17 protein-coding genes are annotated in these 17,075 nt (G+C 71.6%); 12 read left to right on the forward strand and 5 right to left on the reverse strand.

Annotated elements, in window-relative coordinates; translation table 11 throughout:
- Positions 1-8 precede the first annotated feature (8 nt).
- The gene (locus ACFWWU_RS20935; protein ID WP_384147317.1) at positions 9-860 is read right to left on the reverse strand and encodes a TIM barrel protein; all 852 of its coding nucleotides are present in this window, start codon (positions 858-860) and stop codon (positions 9-11) included.
- A 140-nt stretch (positions 861-1,000) separates the two neighbouring features.
- Between ACFWWU_RS20935 and ACFWWU_RS20940 the strand changes: the two genes are divergently transcribed.
- The 9 genes from ACFWWU_RS20940 to ACFWWU_RS20980 all read left to right on the forward strand — a co-directional run bounded on the left by ACFWWU_RS20940 (position 1,001) and on the right by ACFWWU_RS20980 (position 9,042).
- Entirely contained in the window at positions 1,001-1,252 is a 252-nt protein-coding gene (locus tag ACFWWU_RS20940) for a hypothetical protein (RefSeq protein WP_078627122.1), read from the forward strand.
- A 44-nt stretch (positions 1,253-1,296) separates the two neighbouring features.
- Positions 1,297-1,635: a helix-turn-helix domain-containing protein gene (locus tag ACFWWU_RS20945; protein WP_384147472.1), complete on the forward strand. Its 339-nt coding sequence runs from the start codon at positions 1,297-1,299 to the stop codon at positions 1,633-1,635.
- Positions 1,636-1,790: 155 nt separating this feature from the next.
- Complete coding sequence (uraD, locus tag ACFWWU_RS20950; protein WP_384147318.1) at positions 1,791-2,315, forward strand: 2-oxo-4-hydroxy-4-carboxy-5-ureidoimidazoline decarboxylase; 525 nt, start codon at positions 1,791-1,793, stop codon at positions 2,313-2,315.
- Positions 2,312-2,701, forward strand: a complete 390-nt coding sequence (uraH, locus tag ACFWWU_RS20955; RefSeq protein WP_384147319.1) for a hydroxyisourate hydrolase — start codon at positions 2,312-2,314, stop codon at positions 2,699-2,701. The genes uraD and uraH overlap by 4 nt, the downstream gene beginning before the upstream one ends.
- A 5-nt stretch (positions 2,702-2,706) precedes the next feature.
- Positions 2,707-3,630, forward strand: coding sequence for a factor-independent urate hydroxylase (pucL, locus tag ACFWWU_RS20960; protein WP_384147320.1), 924 nt, complete (start codon positions 2,707-2,709; stop codon positions 3,628-3,630).
- Positions 3,631-3,699: 69 nt separating this feature from the next.
- Positions 3,700-5,106 carry a nucleobase:cation symporter-2 family protein gene (locus ACFWWU_RS20965; RefSeq protein ID WP_384147321.1) on the forward strand — a complete coding sequence of 469 codons (1,407 nt, stop codon included), beginning with the start codon at positions 3,700-3,702 and terminating at the stop codon, positions 5,104-5,106.
- Between the two features lie 48 nt (positions 5,107-5,154).
- Complete coding sequence (locus tag ACFWWU_RS20970; protein ID WP_384147322.1) at positions 5,155-6,543, forward strand: 8-oxoguanine deaminase; 1,389 nt, start codon at positions 5,155-5,157, stop codon at positions 6,541-6,543.
- A gap of 433 nt (positions 6,544-6,976) precedes the next feature.
- A complete protein-coding gene (locus ACFWWU_RS20975) occupies positions 6,977-8,326 on the forward strand; it encodes a nucleobase:cation symporter-2 family protein (protein WP_384147473.1) in 1,350 nt (449 codons plus the stop codon).
- A 62-nt stretch (positions 8,327-8,388) separates the two neighbouring features.
- Complete coding sequence (locus tag ACFWWU_RS20980) at positions 8,389-9,042, forward strand: aspartate/glutamate racemase family protein (protein WP_384147323.1); 654 nt, start codon at positions 8,389-8,391, stop codon at positions 9,040-9,042.
- A gap of 7 nt (positions 9,043-9,049) precedes the next feature.
- On the opposite strand, the gene ACFWWU_RS20985 is transcribed toward ACFWWU_RS20980, so the two are convergent.
- Positions 9,050-9,652: a hypothetical protein gene (locus tag ACFWWU_RS20985; protein ID WP_384147324.1), complete on the reverse strand. Its 603-nt coding sequence runs from the start codon at positions 9,650-9,652 to the stop codon at positions 9,050-9,052.
- Positions 9,653-9,783: 131 nt separating this feature from the next.
- Here ACFWWU_RS20985 and ACFWWU_RS20990 point away from each other — a divergent pair, with 131 nt between their 5' ends.
- Complete coding sequence (locus ACFWWU_RS20990; RefSeq protein WP_384147325.1) at positions 9,784-10,743, forward strand: fibronectin type III domain-containing protein; 960 nt, start codon at positions 9,784-9,786, stop codon at positions 10,741-10,743.
- A gap of 76 nt (positions 10,744-10,819) precedes the next feature.
- On the forward strand, positions 10,820-12,619 hold the full coding sequence (locus ACFWWU_RS20995) for a hypothetical protein (RefSeq protein WP_384147326.1): 1,800 nt from the start codon (positions 10,820-10,822) through the stop codon (positions 12,617-12,619).
- On the opposite strand, the gene ACFWWU_RS21000 is transcribed toward ACFWWU_RS20995, so the two are convergent.
- From ACFWWU_RS21000 to ACFWWU_RS21010, 3 genes are all read right to left on the reverse strand, one after another.
- The gene (locus ACFWWU_RS21000) at positions 12,606-13,754 is read right to left on the reverse strand and encodes a GDSL-type esterase/lipase family protein (protein ID WP_384147327.1); all 1,149 of its coding nucleotides are present in this window, start codon (positions 13,752-13,754) and stop codon (positions 12,606-12,608) included. The genes ACFWWU_RS20995 and ACFWWU_RS21000 overlap by 14 nt on opposite strands.
- 318 nt (positions 13,755-14,072) lie before the next feature.
- Complete coding sequence (gene aceB / locus ACFWWU_RS21005; protein WP_384147328.1) at positions 14,073-15,695, reverse strand: malate synthase A; 1,623 nt, start codon at positions 15,693-15,695, stop codon at positions 14,073-14,075.
- A 237-nt stretch (positions 15,696-15,932) separates the two neighbouring features.
- Entirely contained in the window at positions 15,933-16,547 is a 615-nt protein-coding gene (locus ACFWWU_RS21010; protein WP_384147329.1) for an NTP transferase domain-containing protein, read from the reverse strand.
- 182 nt (positions 16,548-16,729) lie between these two features.
- On the opposite strand from ACFWWU_RS21010, the gene ACFWWU_RS21015 reads away from it, so the two are divergent.
- Positions 16,730-17,053: a DUF5955 family protein gene (locus ACFWWU_RS21015; RefSeq protein ID WP_384147330.1), complete on the forward strand. Its 324-nt coding sequence runs from the start codon at positions 16,730-16,732 to the stop codon at positions 17,051-17,053.
- Positions 17,054-17,075 lie beyond the last annotated feature (22 nt).

Consider the following 17,075-nt stretch of genomic DNA (forward strand, 5'->3'; position numbering starts at 1 on the left):
GTCGCTGGTCAGCGGGCCGGGCGGGCCTCGACCGGGAGCCAGTCGAAGGACGCGGCGGCGTCGGCGGCCTTGTACTCCAGGCCGATCCAGCCGTCGTAGCCCGCCTTCTTGAGCTCGTCGAGGAGCTGCTCCAGGGGGAGCTCGCCGGTGCCCGGCGCGCCGCGGCCCGGGTTGTCCGCGATCTGGACGTGGCCGGTCTTGGCGGCGTACTCCGCGATGACCTGGCTGACGTCCTCGCCGTTCATCGACAGGTGGTAGATGTCGAGGAGGAACTTGGCGTTGCCGAGGCCCGTGGCCGCGTTCACCTTGTCGATCACCTCGATCGCGGACGGGGCGCTCACCAGCGGGTAGAGCGGCGACTCCGGCTTGTTGAGGGTCTCGACGAGGAGGATCGCGCCGATCCGGTCGGCCGCGCGGGCGGCCAGGACCAGGTTCTCCAGGGCGAGGGCGTCCTGGATCTGCGGGTCCACGCCTTCGACGCGGTTGCCGTAGAGCGCGTTGAGCGCCTTGCAGCCGACGGAGGCGGCGAAGTCGGCGGCCACCTCGATGTTGGCGCGGAAGCGGTCCGACTCGTCCCCGGGTACGGAGAGGGCGCCGCGGTCCGGTCCGGGGAGCTGCCCGGCGTAGAAGTTCAGACCCACCAGCTGGGTGCCGGCGTCCTCAAGGGCTTTCCTGAGGGCGTCGAGCTCGCTCTGCTCGGGGGTGGCGGTGTCGATCCAGGGCCACCACAGCTCGACCGCGGTGAAGCCCGCCGCGGCGGCGGCCGCGGGGCGCTCCAGGAGCGGGAGTTCCGTGAAGAGGATCGACAGGTTCACATCGAAGCGCTGGTCCGTGCCTGCGCCTGCTGAGAAGCGGGCCATGAGGGGCGGCGCTCCTTCCGTATCGCGGAAGTAAGTTTCTGTCTGACGGAATGTTGCAAGCAGGGCGTCCACCTTGTCAAGAGGTCCCCGCAGGTCCGGGGCTCCCGCCGGCCGGAGCGGGGCCGTACTTTGGGTGCATGGTGCGTTTGAGAGTGGAGTTCACGACCGAGCCGTTCGACCTCGACGAGGCGCCGGCGCACGCGGTCGTGGCCCGAGAGGTCATCCAGTCGGCCGAACTGGACGCGGTGGATGTCGGCCCCTTCGGCAACACGGCGGAAGGCGGTGCCGACGAGGTGCTCACCGCGGTCGACGCGCTGCTGCGGAGGTCGCTCGCGGCCGGTGCCACCCGGGTCTCCCTCCAGGTGAATGTGATCGGGGAGGGCGAGAAGTGACCGAACACCCGCTGGTCGCGGCAGTGAAGCCGCTGGTCGACGCCATGGGGGCCGAGCTGCTCGGTCCCGCGCAGGCGCAGGGCGACGACGTCGTCCTCTCCTGGGAGGGGGAGGACGTGCTCGCCGTACGGCTGCCGCAGCTGTCGGATTCGCTGGACCACATCCTCGCGGCGATGGAGCGACGGCACGGAATGCCGCTGGCCGAACTCGACCGCAAGGCGAAGCAGGAAGCGGTGCGCGTTCTGGAGGCACGCGGTGCCTTCTCGGTGCGCCACGGGGTGGAGACGGTGGCGGGGGCGCTGGGTGTCAGCCGCTTCACCGTGTACAACTACCTGAACAGAGAAACCGCCCTGAACAGGGGAAAGGCTGCCGAGAGCAGCTAGTTGATCTTGTATGGCCATCAGCCGTCGTCCAGATGTCGGGACGACGGCTTTTGTATGGCCGACTTTTCAACAAAGTGTTGACGTTGTGTTGCGGAGGGCGTTAGCTATCCGCAGCCCGTCCGACGCACAGCGAAAAACAGCCACGGAGGCTTCCCGTGACTTCAGGTACGACACCGGGTCTGACCCGGTTCAACACCTCGGCGGACAGCGAGGCTCTCGCCGCGCTCCACGAGGTGTGCTCCAGCTCGGCGTGGGGGAGCAAACTGCTCGCCCAGCGCCCGTACGCCACCGCCGAAGCCCTCTTCCTCGCCAGCGACGCCGCCATGGCCGAGCTGACCGCCGAGGACCTGGCCGACGCGATGGCGGGCCACCCGCCGATCGGTCGTCCGAAGGCCGGGGACCCGACCTCCTCCCGCGAACAGAGCGGGATGGCCGGCGCCTCCACGGAGCTCAAGGCCGAGATGCTCGAACTCAACCTGGCCTACCAGGACACGTTCGGTCATGTCTTCCTCATCTGCGCCACCGGCAGGACCGGCGAGCAGATGCGCGACGCGGTCCGTGAGCGGATCGGCAACTCGCCCGAGGAGGAGCGGGAGATCGTCCGCACCGAACTGGGCAAGATCAACCGCATCCGGCTGACCCGTCTCGTAGAGACCTCCGAGGAAGAGAGCTCCGCATGAGCACCGACACCACGGCCTCGGTGTCCACCCACATCCTGGACACCAGCATCGGCCGCCCCGCCGAGGGCGTGGCCATCACGCTCGCGGCCCGCAAGGGCCTCGACGGCGAGTGGGTCACGCTCGGCGGCTCCGCCACCGACGCGGACGGGCGCTGCAAGGACCTGCCGGCCCTGCCGGAAGCAACCACCCACGTACGACTCGACTTCGAGGTCGAGGAGTACTTCTCCAAGAAGCAAGCCGAGGCGCAGCAGGACGCCCCCCGCGTAAGGGACAGCGGTGCGTTCTTCCCGGAGGTGGCGATCACGTTCGCCGTCAGGCCGGGCGAGCACTATCACGTACCGCTGCTGCTCAACCCGTTCGGCTACTCCGTTTACCGAGGGAGCTAGCAGACATGCCCACGATTCTCGGCCAGAACCAGTACGGCAAAGCAGAGAACCGCGTCGTCAAGATCACGCGGGACGGCGACACCCACCACATCAAGGACCTGAACGTCTCCGTCGCCCTCTCCGGCGACCTCGACGACGTCCACCTCACCGGCTCCAACGCCCACTGCCTCCCCACCGACACGACGAAGAACACCATCTTCGCGTTCGCCAAGGAGTACGGCATCGAGTCCGCCGAGCAGTTCGGCATCCACCTCGCCCGCCACTTCGTGACGAGCCAGGAGCCGATCAAGCAGGCGCGCATCCGGATCGAGGAGTACTCCTGGGAGCGCATCGCCTCCTCGGACGCCAACTCCAAGTTCATCGGCGCCGACGAGGTCAACCACTCCTTCGCCCGCAAGGGCCAGGAGACCCGCGTCACGCAGGTCACCTACGACGGCGAGAAGTGGGAGGTCATCTCCGGCCTCAAGGACCTCGTCGTCATGAACTCCACCAACTCGGAGTTCTGGGGCTACATCAAGGACAAGTACACGACGCTCCAGGAGGCGTACGACCGCATCCTGGCCACGCAGGTGTCCGCCCGGTGGCGGTTCAACTGGACCGACGACGACCAGCGCATGCCCACCTGGGAGCGGTCCTACGAGCAGACCCGCAAGCACATGCTGGAAGCCTTCTCGGAGACGTACTCGTACTCCCTCCAGCAGACGCTGTACCAGATGGCCACGCGCATCATCAACCACCGCTCGGAGATCGACGAAGTCCGCTTCTCGCTCCCGAACAAGCACCACTTCCTGGTCGACCTCGAGCCCTTCGGTCTGAAGAACGACAACGAGGTCTACTACGCCGCCGACCGCATGTACGGCCTCATCGAGGCCACCGTGCTGCGTGACGGAGCCACGGCGCAGATCCCGGTCGACATGACCAACCTCTAAGCGCCATCTGAGTGACGGCCCCGCCCGCCCGCAGTCGGGCGGGGCCCGCACCAGCCCGGAGGGACTCCCATGGCACCGCCTGCAAGGGGGCCGGCATCCGCCGAAGGCCCGTGTTCCACCCCACCGGACACCACACACCAGGTCCATCCGGTGGACGAAAAGCTTCCCGCCTCGCGGCTCGTCCCCGCGGCGCTCCAGCACATCGCCGCCATGTACGCCGGCGTCGTCACCCCTCCGCTCATCATCGGCCAGGCCGTCGGCCTGGACGCGGCGGGGATGACCCGGCTCATCGCCGCGAGCCTGCTGATCGCCGGCTGTGCCACGATCCTGCAGACCCTCGGCATCCGGACCTTCGCCGGCAACCGGCTCCCGTTCGTCAACGCCGCCTCCTCGGCGGGCATCGCCCCGATGCTCGCCATCGCCGAGACCAGCGCCCCCGGGCACCAACTCCCCGCCATCTACGGCGCGGTGATGGTCGCCGGAGTGTTCTGCCTCGCCGTGGGACCCTTCTTCGGTAAGCTCCTGCGCTTCTTCCCGCCGCTCGTCACCGGCGTCGTCATCACCCTCATCGGCGTCACCCTGATGCCCGTGCCCGTCGGCTGGGCCCAGGGGGGCGACAAGACCGCCGCCGACTTCGGCGCCATGAAGTACCTGGCGCTCGCCGGCTTCACCCTCGTCGTCATCCTGCTCTTCCAGCGCTTCGGCAAGGGCTTCGTCAAGCAGATCGCCCTGCTGCTCGGCCTCTTCATCGGCACCCTCGCCGCGATTCCCTTCGGGATGGCCGACTTCACGGCCCTGCGCGAGGCGCCCGTCGCGGCCCTGCCCGCTCCCTTCGCCTTCGGCGCCCCCGAGTTCCAGCCCGCCGCGATCCTCTCCCTGTGCATCGTGATGCTCGTCCTGATGACCGAGTCCAGCGCCGGGATGCTCGCCCTCGGCGAGATCTGCGACCGCCGCAGCGACGGGAAGACCATCACTCAGGGTCTGCGCACCGACGGCATCGCGACGCTGCTCGGCCCCGTCTTCGGCGGCTTCCCGACCTCGGCCTTCGCCCAGAACGTCGGCGTCGTCTCGCTGACCCGGGTCCGCTCCCGGTACGTCGTCGCCGTCGCCGGCGGCGCCCTGCTGGTCCTCGGTGCCTTCCCGGTCCTCGGCGCGGTCGTGTCCACGGTCCCGATGCCCGTCCTCGGCGGCGCCGGTATCGTCCTCTTCGGCTCGATCGCGGTCAGCGGCATCCGGACCCTGTCGGAAGCCGGACTCGACGACAGCTCCAACATCATCCTGGTGGCCGTCGCGCTCGGAGCGGGCATCATCCCGCTCGCCGCTCCCACCTTCTACGCCGACTTCCCGGCCTGGGCGCAGACCGTGCTCGGCTCCGGCATCAGCGCGGGCGCGCTCGTCGCCGTCCTGCTCAACTTGTTCTTCCACCATCTCGGCACCCGGAGCCGTCACGCGGCTCCGGCACTCAAATCCTCCTAGGGTCCTGCCGTGCCCACACCACCCCCGAGGAATGAAGGAAGCACCGCCATGGCAGCACCTTCGGCAGCCCAGCGCATCGTCATCGAGAACGCGGCGATCGCGACCGTCGACGCGAACGACACCGAGTACGCCTCCGGCTACCTCGTCGTCGCCGACAACAGGATCGAGTCCATCGGTGCCGGCAAGGCGCCCGAGGGCCTGGAGAACGTGGTCCGCCGGATCGACGCCACCGGTCATCTGGTGACGCCCGGTCTGGTCAACACCCACCACCACTTCTACCAGTGGATCACCCGAGGGCTGGCCACCGACCACAACCTGTTCAACTGGTTGGTGGCGCTCTACCCGACCTGGTCGCGGATCGACGAGTCGATGGTCCGCGTGGCCGCGCAGGGCTCCCTGGCGATGATGGCCCGCGGTGGCGTCACCACCGCCATGGACCACCACTACGTCTACCCGAAGAACTCGGGTGACCTGTCCGGCGCCATCATCGGTGCCGCCTCCGACATGGGCGTCCGCTTCACCCTCGCCCGCGGCTCGATGGACATGAGCGAGAAGGACGGCTTCCTGCCGCCCGACTTCGCCGTCGAGTCCACCGAGGGCGCGCTCGCCGCGACCGAGGAGACCGTCAAGAAGTTCCACGACGCCTCCTTCGACGCGATGACCCAGGTCGCCGTCGCCCCCTGTTCCCCCTTCTCCATCTCCACCCAGCTGCTCAAGCAGGGTGCCGAGCTGGCCCGCCGGCTCGGGGTGCGCATGCACACCCACGGCTCGGAGACCGTGGAGGAGGAGAAGTTCTGCCACGAGCTCTTCGGCATGGGACCGACGGACTACTTCGAGTCCACCGGCTTCCTCGGCGAGGACGTGTGGATGGCGCACTGCGTCCACATGAACGACTCCGACATCGCCGCCTTCGCCCGCACCGGCACGGGTGTGGCGCACTGCCCGTCCTCCAACGCGCGCCTCGCCGCGGGCATCGCCCGCGTACCGGACATGCTGAAGGCGGGCGTGCCGGTCGGCCTCGGCGTCGACGGCACCGCGTCCAACGAGTCCGGCGAGCTCCACACCGAGCTGCGGAACGCGCTGCTCATCAACCGCCTCGGCGCCCACCGCGAGGCCGCGCTCAACGCCCGCCAGGCCCTGCGCCTCGGCACCTACGGCGGCGCGCAGGTCCTCGGCCGCGCCGACAACATCGGCTCCCTCGAAGCCGGCAAGCTCGCCGACTTCGTCCTCTGGAAGATCGACGGCCTCGGCCACTCCTCGATCGCCGACCCGGTCACCGCGATCGTCTTCGGCGCCGCGGCCCCGGTCACCGCCTCCTTCGTCAACGGCAAGCAGATCGTCGAGAACAACCGACTGCTGTTCGCCGACGAGGAGCAGATCGCGCGCGACGCGCGCGCGGAGGCGCAGCGCCTGGCCCGCGTCACGGCCCAGAGCTGACCCTCCCCATGGAGTCCGACCGAGGGGGACGGCCCTCGGTCGGTCGCCGCGGACCCGAGCGGGGTCCGCGGCAGCCCGACCGGGAGGTGTCGTACGCAGAAGACGTACGGCACCTCCCGGGAAGGTGATGCCTGCCCCACCCCCCATCGGGCACCCGTCCCCCGTAGCGCCTCCTCCCCGCGCACACCGCTCCACCCCGCGTGCGTACTTCTCCACCCCGCGCCCGCACCGCTCCACCCCGCAACGAGCCGCACCTCCTGTACTTCGCACCGCATCGCTCCACCTCCATGAACCCCGCGTCGCCGCCGACGTGTAACCGACCGGAGGAACCGCCGTGGCCGCCAAGCCCCAGGTTCGCAATGCACAAGACGCAGGCTCCGCCCCCGAAGACCGTGAGAAGCATCCGGTCGACGAGACGCTGCCCCCAGTGAAGATGCTCACCAGTGGCCTCCAGCACGTGGCCGCCATGTACGCGGGCGTCGTCGCGCCGCCCCTGATCGTCGGAGCGGCCGTCGGCCTATCCGGCACCGAACTCACCTTCCTGACCGGCGCGAGTCTTTTCACCGCCGGTCTCGCGACCTTCCTCCAGACCCTCGGTGTCTGGAAGATCGGCGCCAAGCTGCCGTTCGTCAACGGCGTCACCTTCGCCGGTGTCGCCCCGATGCTCGCGATCGTCGACACCACCGACGACAAGGCCGACGCGCTGCCCGTCATCTTCGGCGCGATCATCGTCGCCGGACTGCTCGGCTTCCTGGCCGCCCCCTGGTTCTCCCGGCTCGTGCGGTTCTTCCCGCCGGTCGTCACCGGCACCGTGATCACCCTCATCGGTGTCTCCCTCCTCCCGGTCGCCTTCGGTTGGGCCCAAGGGCCCAACCCCACGGCCAAGGACTACGGTTCGACCACGTACCTCACCCTGGCCGGCATCACCCTCGTCGTGGTCCTGCTGCTGCGCCGCTTCACCCGCGGCTTCCTCAAGCAGGTCGCCGTCCTGGTCGGTCTCGTCATCGGCACGCTCATCGCCATACCGTTCGGGGTCACCGACTTCTCCCCGGTGACCGAGGCGGACATCGTCGGCTTCCCGTCCCCGTTCCACTTCGGTGCCCCGCAGTTCGCGCTCGCCGCGATCATCTCGATGTGCGTGGTCATGCTGGTCTCCATGACCGAGTCGACCGCCGACATGCTGGCGCTCGGCGAGATCGTGGAGCGGCCCGCCGACGAGAAGACCATCGCGGCCGGCCTCCGCGCCGACACCCTCGGCTCGGCGATCAGCCCGCTCTTCAACGGCTTCATGTGCAGCGCCTTCGCCCAGAACATCGGTCTGGTCGCCATGACCAGAATCCGCAGCCGCTTCGTCGTGGCCTGCGGCGGTGGCTTCCTGGTCCTGATGGGGCTCTCGCCGGTCGCCGCCTCGCTGATCTCGGTCGTCCCCCGGCCGGTCCTCGGCGGCGCGGGCGTCGTCCTCTTCGGCTCGGTCGCCGCCAGCGGCATCCAGACCCTGGTCAAGGCCGGCCTGGAGAAGGACAACAACGTCCTGATCGTGGCCGTCTCGCTGGCCGTCGGCATCATCCCGATCACGGCGCCCACCTTCTACCACGCCTTCCCGGAGACCGCGAAGATCATCCTGGACTCCGGCATCTCCACCGGCTGTGTCGCGGCCGTCCTGCTCAACGTGGTCTTCAACCACCTGGGCGGGGGCCGGGACGACGACCAGGTCACCGCGCCGATGGAGCCGGGCGAGGAGATCTCCGGCAGTGCCACGGCGAAGGCGGCGCACGTCCACTGAACCCGCTCGTCGCTCCACCGACCGCCCCGGTCCCCGCGCACGCCGCGGGGCCCGGGGCCGTCGTGCTGATCAACCCCAACACCTCCACGGCGACGACCGCGATGATGACCGCGATCGCCCGCCGGACCCTGGGGGCCCGGCCGGGGGTCCGTGCGGTCCGTGGGGTCACCGTCTCCCGCGGCCCCGGCATGCTCACCGACCCCGCCGCCCTGCGTGCCGCCGCCCCCGAAGTGCTCGCCGCCGGACTCCGGGCCGCGGCCGAGGGCGACTGCGCGGCGCTCCTCGTCGGCGCCTTCGGCGACCCCGGCCTGGAGGCGCTGCGCGCCGCGACCGGCCTGCCCGTGGCGGGGCTCGGGGAGGCGGCCCTCCTGGAGGCCGCCGCCGACGGCGCGCCGTTCGGCGTGGCGACCACCACGCCGCTCCTCGCCGAGGCCATCGCCGAGCGGGTGGCGGCCCTCGGCCTCGCCGACCGGTACACGGGCATCCGGCTCACCACAGGCACCCCCGAACGCCTCTCCGCCGACCCGTCGTTGCTCCTCGACCGGCTGGAGCGGGCGGTCCGGGCCTGCGCCGAACGGGACGGGGCGCGCGCCGTCGTCATCGGCGGCGGTCCGCTCGGCGAGGCCGCCGAGGAGCTGCGCGCCCGGTGCGCGGTCGAGGTCGTCGCCCCGATCCCGGCGGCCTGCCGCGCGCTCTCCCGGCTGCTGGCCGGCTGACTCCTCCTCACCGCTCCACCGCGATCCGCCGCAGGCACTCGTGGGCCAGGGCCGGGTAGGCCGCGGCGATCGCCTCGTACAGCCGCCGCCGCAGCAACCGCTCGGCATCCCCGCGGCCGGTCTCCCCGTACAGCCCGTCGAGCAGCGACTCGTACCGCGAGAGGGCGTGCCGCAGGTAGCTCACCTGCCACCGCGTCAGCGCCCCGTCCTTCAGCGCCCCGTCCGGCTCCGCCCCGGTCCTTCCCGGGCTCCGCCCGCCCAGCAGATGCCGGTGGCGGACGGCCCGCCGCTCCAGCTCCGGACCGGGCAGCAGCGGCACCTCGATCGGCGCGGCGCGGATCGCGGTGAGCACGGCGGCCCGCCGGCGCGCCGCGTACACCCCGGCGGCCGCCGACCGGGCCTTCGACAGCAGGGAGGCCGCGGCGAACTCGGCCGTCCGCTCCACCGTCTCCACCCGGGCCAGGAGATAGAGCCGCACGGGTGCGAGGGACCAGCGGCGCGGGTCGCGGCCCTGCACGTCGGGCGAGCCGAGCAGGTCCCGGACCATCGAGTCGGTCCAGCCGCGGCGGCGGACGCCGGTGAGCGTCACATAGGTCGTACGGTCCGTCATGATTCCCCCAGAATCGACTACTCAGCGTGACGATTCCAGTGAAGCGCACGCCACTGACAACACCCTCTTGCCGGGGTCGGTCCGACTGTGCGATATAGGTCTGGACCTTTTCGACGGACGGAGGGCTTCCCGTGCAACGCCCGCTCGCCGCAAGCCTGTTGACCGCCTTGATGCTCACCCTGGCCGCCTGCTCGGGCGCCCCGGAACCCCCGCCCAAGGACACGAGCGCCCCGACCGTCCCCACCGGGGTCACCGCCACCGCGGGCAGCGCGAGCACCGTCCACGTCATGTGGAGCGCGGCCACCGACGACCGGGCCGTCACCGGCTACGCCGTCTACCGCGAGGGCCGCAAGGTCAGGGACCTCCCCGCCACCACCCTGATGACCGACGTCGTCGGACTCGCGCCCGCCACCCGGCACGCCTTCACCGTCCGCGCCCGCGACGCCGCCGGAAACCTCTCGCTCCCGAGCGCCACCGTCGTCGCCACCACCCTCCCCGCGGACACCGAGGACCGCACGCCCCCCACCGCCCCGAAGGCACTCCGCGCCACGGCCGACGGCAGCCGCACCGCCACCCTCACCTGGGCCCCGTCCCGCGACGACACCCGCGTCACCGCGTACGACGTCTACCAGGCCGACACCCGCGTCCACACCGCCCCCGGCACCGCCACCACCGCCCGCGTCACCGGCCTGCGCCCCGGCACCGCCTACGCGTTCACGGTCCGCGCCCGCGACGCCGCCGAGAACTCCTCCCCGGACAGCCCCCGCGTCGAGCTCACCACCACCCCGGCACCCGGCGCACCCCCGAACACCGCGCCCGAGCACCTCACCGCCACGGCCGCCCAGGGCGAGATCACCCTCACCTGGACCCCGCCCGACACCGGAGCCCCCGTCACCCACCACGAACTCCACCTCGACGGCCGCTTCACGACCACCATCGTCTGGGGAACCACCCCGCCCCCCGGCCGCGCCACCTACACCTTCCCGGTCCAGGACCCTCCGGGCACCCGCTACACCGTCACCCTCCGCGCCCGACTCCCCGACGGCACCTGGGGCGACTTCTCGGCGCCCCGCGTGGTGGTGGTCCGCTGAGCGGCAGAGCGCCGAGCACGCTGACCCGAATGTCTCGCATGCCCGGAATCCCCTCCCCGGAATTACCCTGGGAAGCGTGGCCGAGACCGTTCTCACCAACACCGGGCTCGACAGCTTCCTCGACGGAACGCCCGAGCGCCGCGACCCCGTCTTCACGCGCGCCGCCGAAGCGGTGCTCGGACTCCTCGCCCTGCGCGGGGCGGACCGGGCGACCGGGGTGCCCGAGCCGACGCCCGGGCTCGTGCGGCATCTCCTCGTGGAGGACCTGCCGACGTTCGTGTACGCGGCGCCAGGGGAGCTCGGCGCGTATCCGGCCGTGCTCGCGGAGCTCGCCGCGCGGTTCGACGGAGGGCGGGGCGAGCGGGTCGTCGCCGTGGTCGCGGAGGCCGCGCCCGACTTCGAGCGCGCCATGATCGACCCCGGTAACCTCACCTGGAACCGCTGGTACGCCTCCCTCCTGCGGGCCTGCGGCACCGATCTCGCGGACCCCGAGGACGTACGCCGCCGGCTCGCCGCCCTCGACGGCGCGCCGCTCCCCGACGGAGTGCGGCGGGCCGACCTCATGGGCCGTACGGCCCTCGCCGAGGTCCTCCTCGCCGAGGCGCTCACCCGGGCGTACGTACGGGACGCCGAAAGAGCCCCGGCCGCCGGCCCGCTCCTCACGGACCACGCCGTCGCCACCGGCATCGGGCACGTGGCCGCCGCGCTCCTGGACCGGTGGACCGCCGCCGGGCTCGCCGAGCAGCTCGCCGGGCCGTACGCCCGCTTCGCCCCCGGCCCCGAATCCTTCCCCCACCTGGTCCTGGCCGACGCCCTCCTCGACGAACACCTCGACTACTACGGCGACACCGCCGACCCCGTCCCACCGCCGCCCGCCGTCGAGGCGCCGACCGGGCCCGGGGCCGTCGAGGAGGACGCCGACGCGCTCGCCGCCGCCGTCGACAGCCTGGCCGAGGGGGGAGCAGGCCCCTACGGCGGCGAGGCGACCCACCTGCTGTACGTGGTCTACCAGCGCGGCTGCTCCGCCGAGTCCGTCGCCCGCAAGGCCGCCGAGTACGAGGACTGGAGCGTCGACCCGGCCCTGGAGGACCTGCCCGTGCCGGTACCGGACGAGGCGCCCCCCGGCTACACCACCCCGCCGCTCGCGGAGCTCGTACGGCTCCTGGGTACGCCGGAGCTGACCGAGGCGGACCGGGAACGGCTCACCGGTCCCGCCCGCGACCTCGCCGCGGTCGTCGACCGGCTCGCCACCACCGGCCTCCTCTTCCGCACGGGCGACGCCTTCGGGCTGACCCCGCGTGGCGCGGGCGTCGTGCGCTATCTGCTGCGGGTGCGGGGGATCGCCGCTCCCGTCCCGGCCGAGACCGCCGCCTGGGCCGCGCCGACCCTGGTCGCCGCCGCCACCGGCTGGCCCGTCTCGTCCGCCGTGCGCGTCCTCGCCGACTGGCTCCACGCGCGCGGGGACAGCGCCGAGGCCTGGTCCCAGCTGCTCGCCGCCCTCGGCACCGCCCACGCGGGCACCGCCGACGCGGCCGCCACCCGGGGCTTCCTCGCCGTCCTCGACACGGCCGCCGCCCCGGCCGAGGCCCTCCGCGGCGCCCTGCGCGACCCCGTGATCGGCGAGTACGCCCACGAGGTCCTGCGCGCCAGGGGCGAGCGGGCGGACCACCTCCAGGTCCCCACCTCGGCGCGGGCGCTGTACGTCCTCGACGGACTGCCCGGCAAGAAGGGGCCCCTGGAGTCCCGCCGCGCCGCGTTCGACGCGGCGGCGGCCGCCTGGCCCGGCGGCTCCGCCGCCCTGGTCCGGGCGATGGCCGAGGCGGACCGTCACGAGACGGCCCGGGTCCTCGGCCCCCTCGGCGTCACCCTGCCGTGAGGTACATCCCCGAGGCTCCCGAACCCGCCGTGTTCTTGCAGCTGTGGTTCCCGGTGGGGCGGGCGTGGACGAGGGCCAGGCACCGGCCCAGGGCCTGCTGGCCGTAGGCGTTCGGGTGCATCGACTCCTGGACGAGCCCCTGCGTGCTCTGGCTGTCGATCCAGCGCGCCCACTCGCTCGTCGTCGCCGACGCCGGCACGGTCGACGAGACCTGCTTGCTCGTCTTCGCGCAGACCTCGCGCCCCTGGAGCGCGTCCCGCAGGTCCATGAACTGCACGCCCTTGGCCGCCGCGACCCCCTTCAGCCGGTTCGCGAGCTGCGGGACCAGGGAGTCCCGCGCCCAGGTGGAGTCGGCGTTCCAGAAGGGGCAGCCACCGGTGTTGGTACGGGTCCAGCCGCTCTCCGCGTACCGGTTCTCGGCGGCGCGCGGGATGGGGGAGGGGTACGACTGGAGCACGATCCGGTAGTCGGACGAGGAGTACCCGGCGCCCGTCATCACGGCCCGGATCTCGTCGACCGACCGGCCGACGTCCGCCATCACGCCGTCGATCTTCGCGTCGACCTCGGCCTGCTGGTCGTCGTGGCAGTACGAGTACCAGACGATGTAGTCCTTCGCGCAGGTGGCGATGATGTCGGCGAAGCCCAGGTCGTTGCCGCCGATGGAGAGCGCGATGAGCTCCACGTCGTGCGAGGCGGCCACGGCCGCGAGCTGGTCGGCCTGCGGGGCCTCGCCCTTGTAGGCCTGGCCGCCCTGGGAGGCCCGGATGACGTTCTCCGTGGTCGCCCCGGAGCAGGCGAGGTTGACGAGGGAGGAGGCGATCGCGCCGGCGCTCTTCACCTCGGCGGTGTCCGAGCGGTGACAGCCGCCCGCGGTGGCGCCGTACACCCGGGACGGGTCGTAGGCGCTGCCCGTCCAGGCCCGGTCGGTGCCGTTGCGGCTGCCGGAGTTGGTCAGGCTGTTGCCCAGCCAGCGTCCGGCCTCGCCGGAGATGTAGCTGTCGCCCATGGCGACGACGGCGGTGGGGCCGGTGCCCGGGGAAGCGTGGGCGACGGTGGGAGCGGCGACGGAGGCGAGCCCGGCGGCGGTACACAGAGCCAGGAATCCGCGCAGCGCACGGTGGGGGGTAGAAGGCATGGCTGTGCTCCTGCGGTATGCGGTGCGCAGTGACGTGGGGGACAGCCGCCGGCCGGTGGCAGGCGGAATCTCGCACGTCGTGGCTTGTTACCGCTAGGTAGCTGCATATCTCGGTTCCGTCACGTCACCTGTGAGGAGCCAGGGAACGGGGCCGGGGAACGGGGCCGGGGAACGGGGCCGGGGAACGGAGCCAGGGAACGGGGCCGGGGAGCGGGGCTGGGGAACGGCACAGGGCTCTGCCCCCGGTGTCTGTGCGGACACCGGGGGCAGAGCCCTGATTTCGAGTGTTCTACCGAGAGCTGTTCGGCCGCTGTGCGGTCAGCCGACCAGCTGTTCGTAGGCGGGGAGCGTCAGGAAGTCCGCGTAGTCCGCGTCGAGGGAGACGTGCAGGAGCAGGTCGTGCGCCTGCTGCCACTTGCCGGCCGCGAAGGCCTCCTCGCCGATCTCCGCGCGGATCGCGGCCAGCTCCTGGGCGGCGACCTCGCGGGCCAGCTCCGGAGTCGCCGTCTGCCCGTTCTCGAAGACCACGCCCGCGTTGATCCACTGCCAGATCTGCGAGCGCGAGATCTCCGCGGTGGCCGCGTCCTCCATCAGGTTGAAGATGGCGACGGCGCCGAGGCCGCGCAGCCACGCCTCGATGTAGCGGACGCCGACCTGGACGGCGCTGACCAGGCCGTCGTAGGTGGGCTTCGCGTCGAGCGAGTCGATCGCGATCAGGTCGCCGGGCGCCACGGAGACGTCCTCGCGGAGCCGGTCCTTCTGGTTCGGCTTCTCGCCGAGCACGGCGTCGAAGGAGGCCATCGCGATCGGGACCAGGTCCGGGTGCGCGACCCAGGAGCCGTCGAAGCCGTCGCCGGCCTCGCGGTCCTTGTCGGCCTTGACCTTCTCGAAGGCGACCTTGTTGACCTCGGCGTCCTTGCGGGACGGGATGAAGGCCGCCATGCCGCCGATCGCGTGCGCGCCGCGCTTGTGGCAGGTGCGGACGAGGAGTTCGGTGTACGCGCGCATGAACGGGGCCGTCATCGTGACCGCGTTGCGGTCCGGGAGGACGAACTTGGCGCCGCCGTCACGGAAGTTCTTGACGATGGAGAAGAGGTAGTCCCAGCGGCCCGCGTTCAGGCCGGCGGCGTGGTCGCGGAGCTCGTAGAGGATCTCCTCCATCTCGTACGCGGCCGTGATGGTCTCGATGAGGACCGTGGCGCGGACGGTGCCCTGGGGGATGCCGACGTAGTCCTGGGCGAAGACGAAGATGTCGTTCCAGAGGCGGGCCTCCAGGTGCGACTCCGTCTTCGGCAGGTAGAAGTACGGGCCCTTGCCGAGGTCGATCAGACGCTGGGCGTTGTGGAAGAAGTACAGGCCGAAGTCGACGAGCGCGCCGGGCACCGGGCGTCCGTCGAACGTCAGGTGACGCTCCTCCAGGTGCCAGCCGCGCGGGCGCATGACGACCGTCGCGAGCTCGTCGGCGGGCTTGAGGGCGTACGACTTGCCGGAACGCGGGTCCGTGAAGTCGATGTTCCGGGTGTACGCGTCGATCAGGTTGACCTGGCCGAGGACCACGTTCTCCCAGGTCGGCGCGGAGGCGTCCTCGAAGTCGGCGAGCCACACGCGGGCGCCGGAGTTGAGCGCGTTGATCGTCATCTTGCGGTCGGTCGGACCGGTGATCTCGACACGGCGGTCGTTCAGGGCCGCCGGGGCCGGTGCGACCTTCCAGGAGTCGTCGGCGCGGATCGCGGCGGTCTCCGGGAGGAAGTCCAGCGTGGATGTACGGGCGATCTCGGCGCGACGCTCCGCCCGGCGGGCGAGGAGCTCGTCCCGGCGCGGAGTGAACCGCCTGTGCAGTTCGGCGACGAAGGCCAGAGCGGCCTCGGTGAGCACTTCCTCCTGACGCGGCAGGGGCTCGGCATCGACGACGGCCAGGGGGGACGGCGCTGGTGCGGACATGAACTGTCACTTCCTTCAGCGAACTTCACGGGCGGTGCCAGGCGGCCGCCGGGCGTCGCGGGACGGCACGGAGTGCCGCAGGCGCCGAGATACGACCGCGAGCGCCCTCTGAACTGGCAGGCGCTTCTGAACAGTGGATACTAGTTTCCTCATGGTGGAAGTTCAATGGTTTGTTGATGTCGAGATTCTCCGGATCGACAGAACGTGGCGCTCCGTGCCACGTCCGTGCCGCGCCGCTCACTCCAGGTGGGCCAGATCCGCCTCCGTGTCGATGTCATAGGGCTCGGCCACATCCGAACAGTCCACCGGCGTGATCGCATCCCCGTGCGCCGCCAGATAGTCCCGTGCGCCCCGGTCGCCGACCGCCCCCTCGGCGATCCCTGCCCAGTGCCCGGCGCCGAACAGCACCGGATGGCCCCGGTCCCCGTCGTACGAGGCCGCCGCGAGCGACTCCCGCGAGCGGTACGCCGCACGGACCCGGGCCACCGCCGCCGGTCCGATCCCCGGCTGGTCCACCAGGAACACCAGCGCCGCGTCCACCCCACGCGGATCCGCGGCGAGCGACGCGAGCCCGGCGCGCAGGGAGGAGCCCATCCCCTCGGCCCATTCCGGGTTCTCCACGAGCACGCACCCGGGCAGCTCGGCCCGCTCCCGTACGGTCCCGGCCGCCGCGCCGAGCACGACGTGCACGACCTCGCAGCCGCCCTCGCGCAGCACGCGCACCGCGTTCTCGACGAGGGGGCGCCCCCGGTGGGACAGGAGGGCCTTGGGCCGCCCCCCGAGCCGCCGCCCGCCTCCCGCGGCGAGCAGCAGTCCGGCGACGAGCGGGGTTCGATCTTCAGTCGACGTCATGGGGACTGCATACCTCATGGCGCGGAATGACACGGTCGCCTGAATTCCGTCCGAGGAGGGTGGCGCGGTGGGGTGGCGAAGGAGTTAACTGGCCCGCGACTCCCGGCGCCGGCCGCCGTCCGGCGGGTCGGCGTAGCGTGTTCGGAGTGTTCTGCGCACAGTGCCGTGCGAGGGGGAGAACCGTGTTGCGAAGCGTGGGGCAGAGGCGAGTGACCGGCGAGGGCGTGGACCCCAGGGTGACCGAACTGCGGTCGGCCGTGTCCCGGCTCCGGCGGGAACTGGCGGGTCACCGGGTCGAGTTCGCCGATCGGGGCATCGCCGAGGACGAGCTCGCCGCGCTGGACGCCATGGTGCTCAGCGGCGTCCCCGAAGTACGGCGGCTGCGCCGGTCCCTGCTGCTGATCGCCGGCTCCATCGGCTCCGTGAGCGCGTTCGCCGACGGGCTCGCCGCGGTCCGCCGGGCGGTCGAGCACTTCGGTACGCCGCCGCAGGGCCCGGCTGTCTGACGGCCCTGCCGCCTGAGGGCCC

Source organism: Streptomyces sp. NPDC058650 (assembly GCF_042717315.1).
GTDB lineage: Bacteria > Actinomycetota > Actinomycetes > Streptomycetales > Streptomycetaceae > Streptomyces.

Excerpts from the sequence above, each read along its gene's own strand:
- ACFWWU_RS20945 (WP_384147472.1), top strand. The coding sequence starts at position 1,297 with ATGGGGGCCGAGCTGCTCGGTCCCGCGCAGGCGCAGGGCGACGACGTC.
- aceB (WP_384147328.1), bottom strand. The coding sequence starts at position 15,695 with ATGTCCGCACCAGCGCCGTCCCCCCTGGCCGTCGTCGATGCCGAGCCC.
- pucL (WP_384147320.1), top strand. The coding sequence starts at position 2,707 with ATGCCCACGATTCTCGGCCAGAACCAGTACGGCAAAGCAGAGAACCGC.
- ACFWWU_RS20975 (WP_384147473.1), top strand. The coding sequence starts at position 6,977 with ATGCTCACCAGTGGCCTCCAGCACGTGGCCGCCATGTACGCGGGCGTC.
- ACFWWU_RS21010 (WP_384147329.1), bottom strand. The coding sequence starts at position 16,547 with ATGACGTCGACTGAAGATCGAACCCCGCTCGTCGCCGGACTGCTGCTC.
- ACFWWU_RS21000 (WP_384147327.1), bottom strand. The coding sequence starts at position 13,754 with ATGCCTTCTACCCCCCACCGTGCGCTGCGCGGATTCCTGGCTCTGTGT.
- uraH (WP_384147319.1), top strand. The coding sequence starts at position 2,312 with ATGAGCACCGACACCACGGCCTCGGTGTCCACCCACATCCTGGACACC.
- ACFWWU_RS20985 (WP_384147324.1), bottom strand. The coding sequence starts at position 9,652 with ATGACGGACCGTACGACCTATGTGACGCTCACCGGCGTCCGCCGCCGC.
- ACFWWU_RS20970 (WP_384147322.1), top strand. The coding sequence starts at position 5,155 with ATGGCAGCACCTTCGGCAGCCCAGCGCATCGTCATCGAGAACGCGGCG.
- ACFWWU_RS20935 (WP_384147317.1), bottom strand. The coding sequence starts at position 860 with ATGGCCCGCTTCTCAGCAGGCGCAGGCACGGACCAGCGCTTCGATGTG.
- ACFWWU_RS20965 (WP_384147321.1), top strand. The coding sequence starts at position 3,700 with ATGGCACCGCCTGCAAGGGGGCCGGCATCCGCCGAAGGCCCGTGTTCC.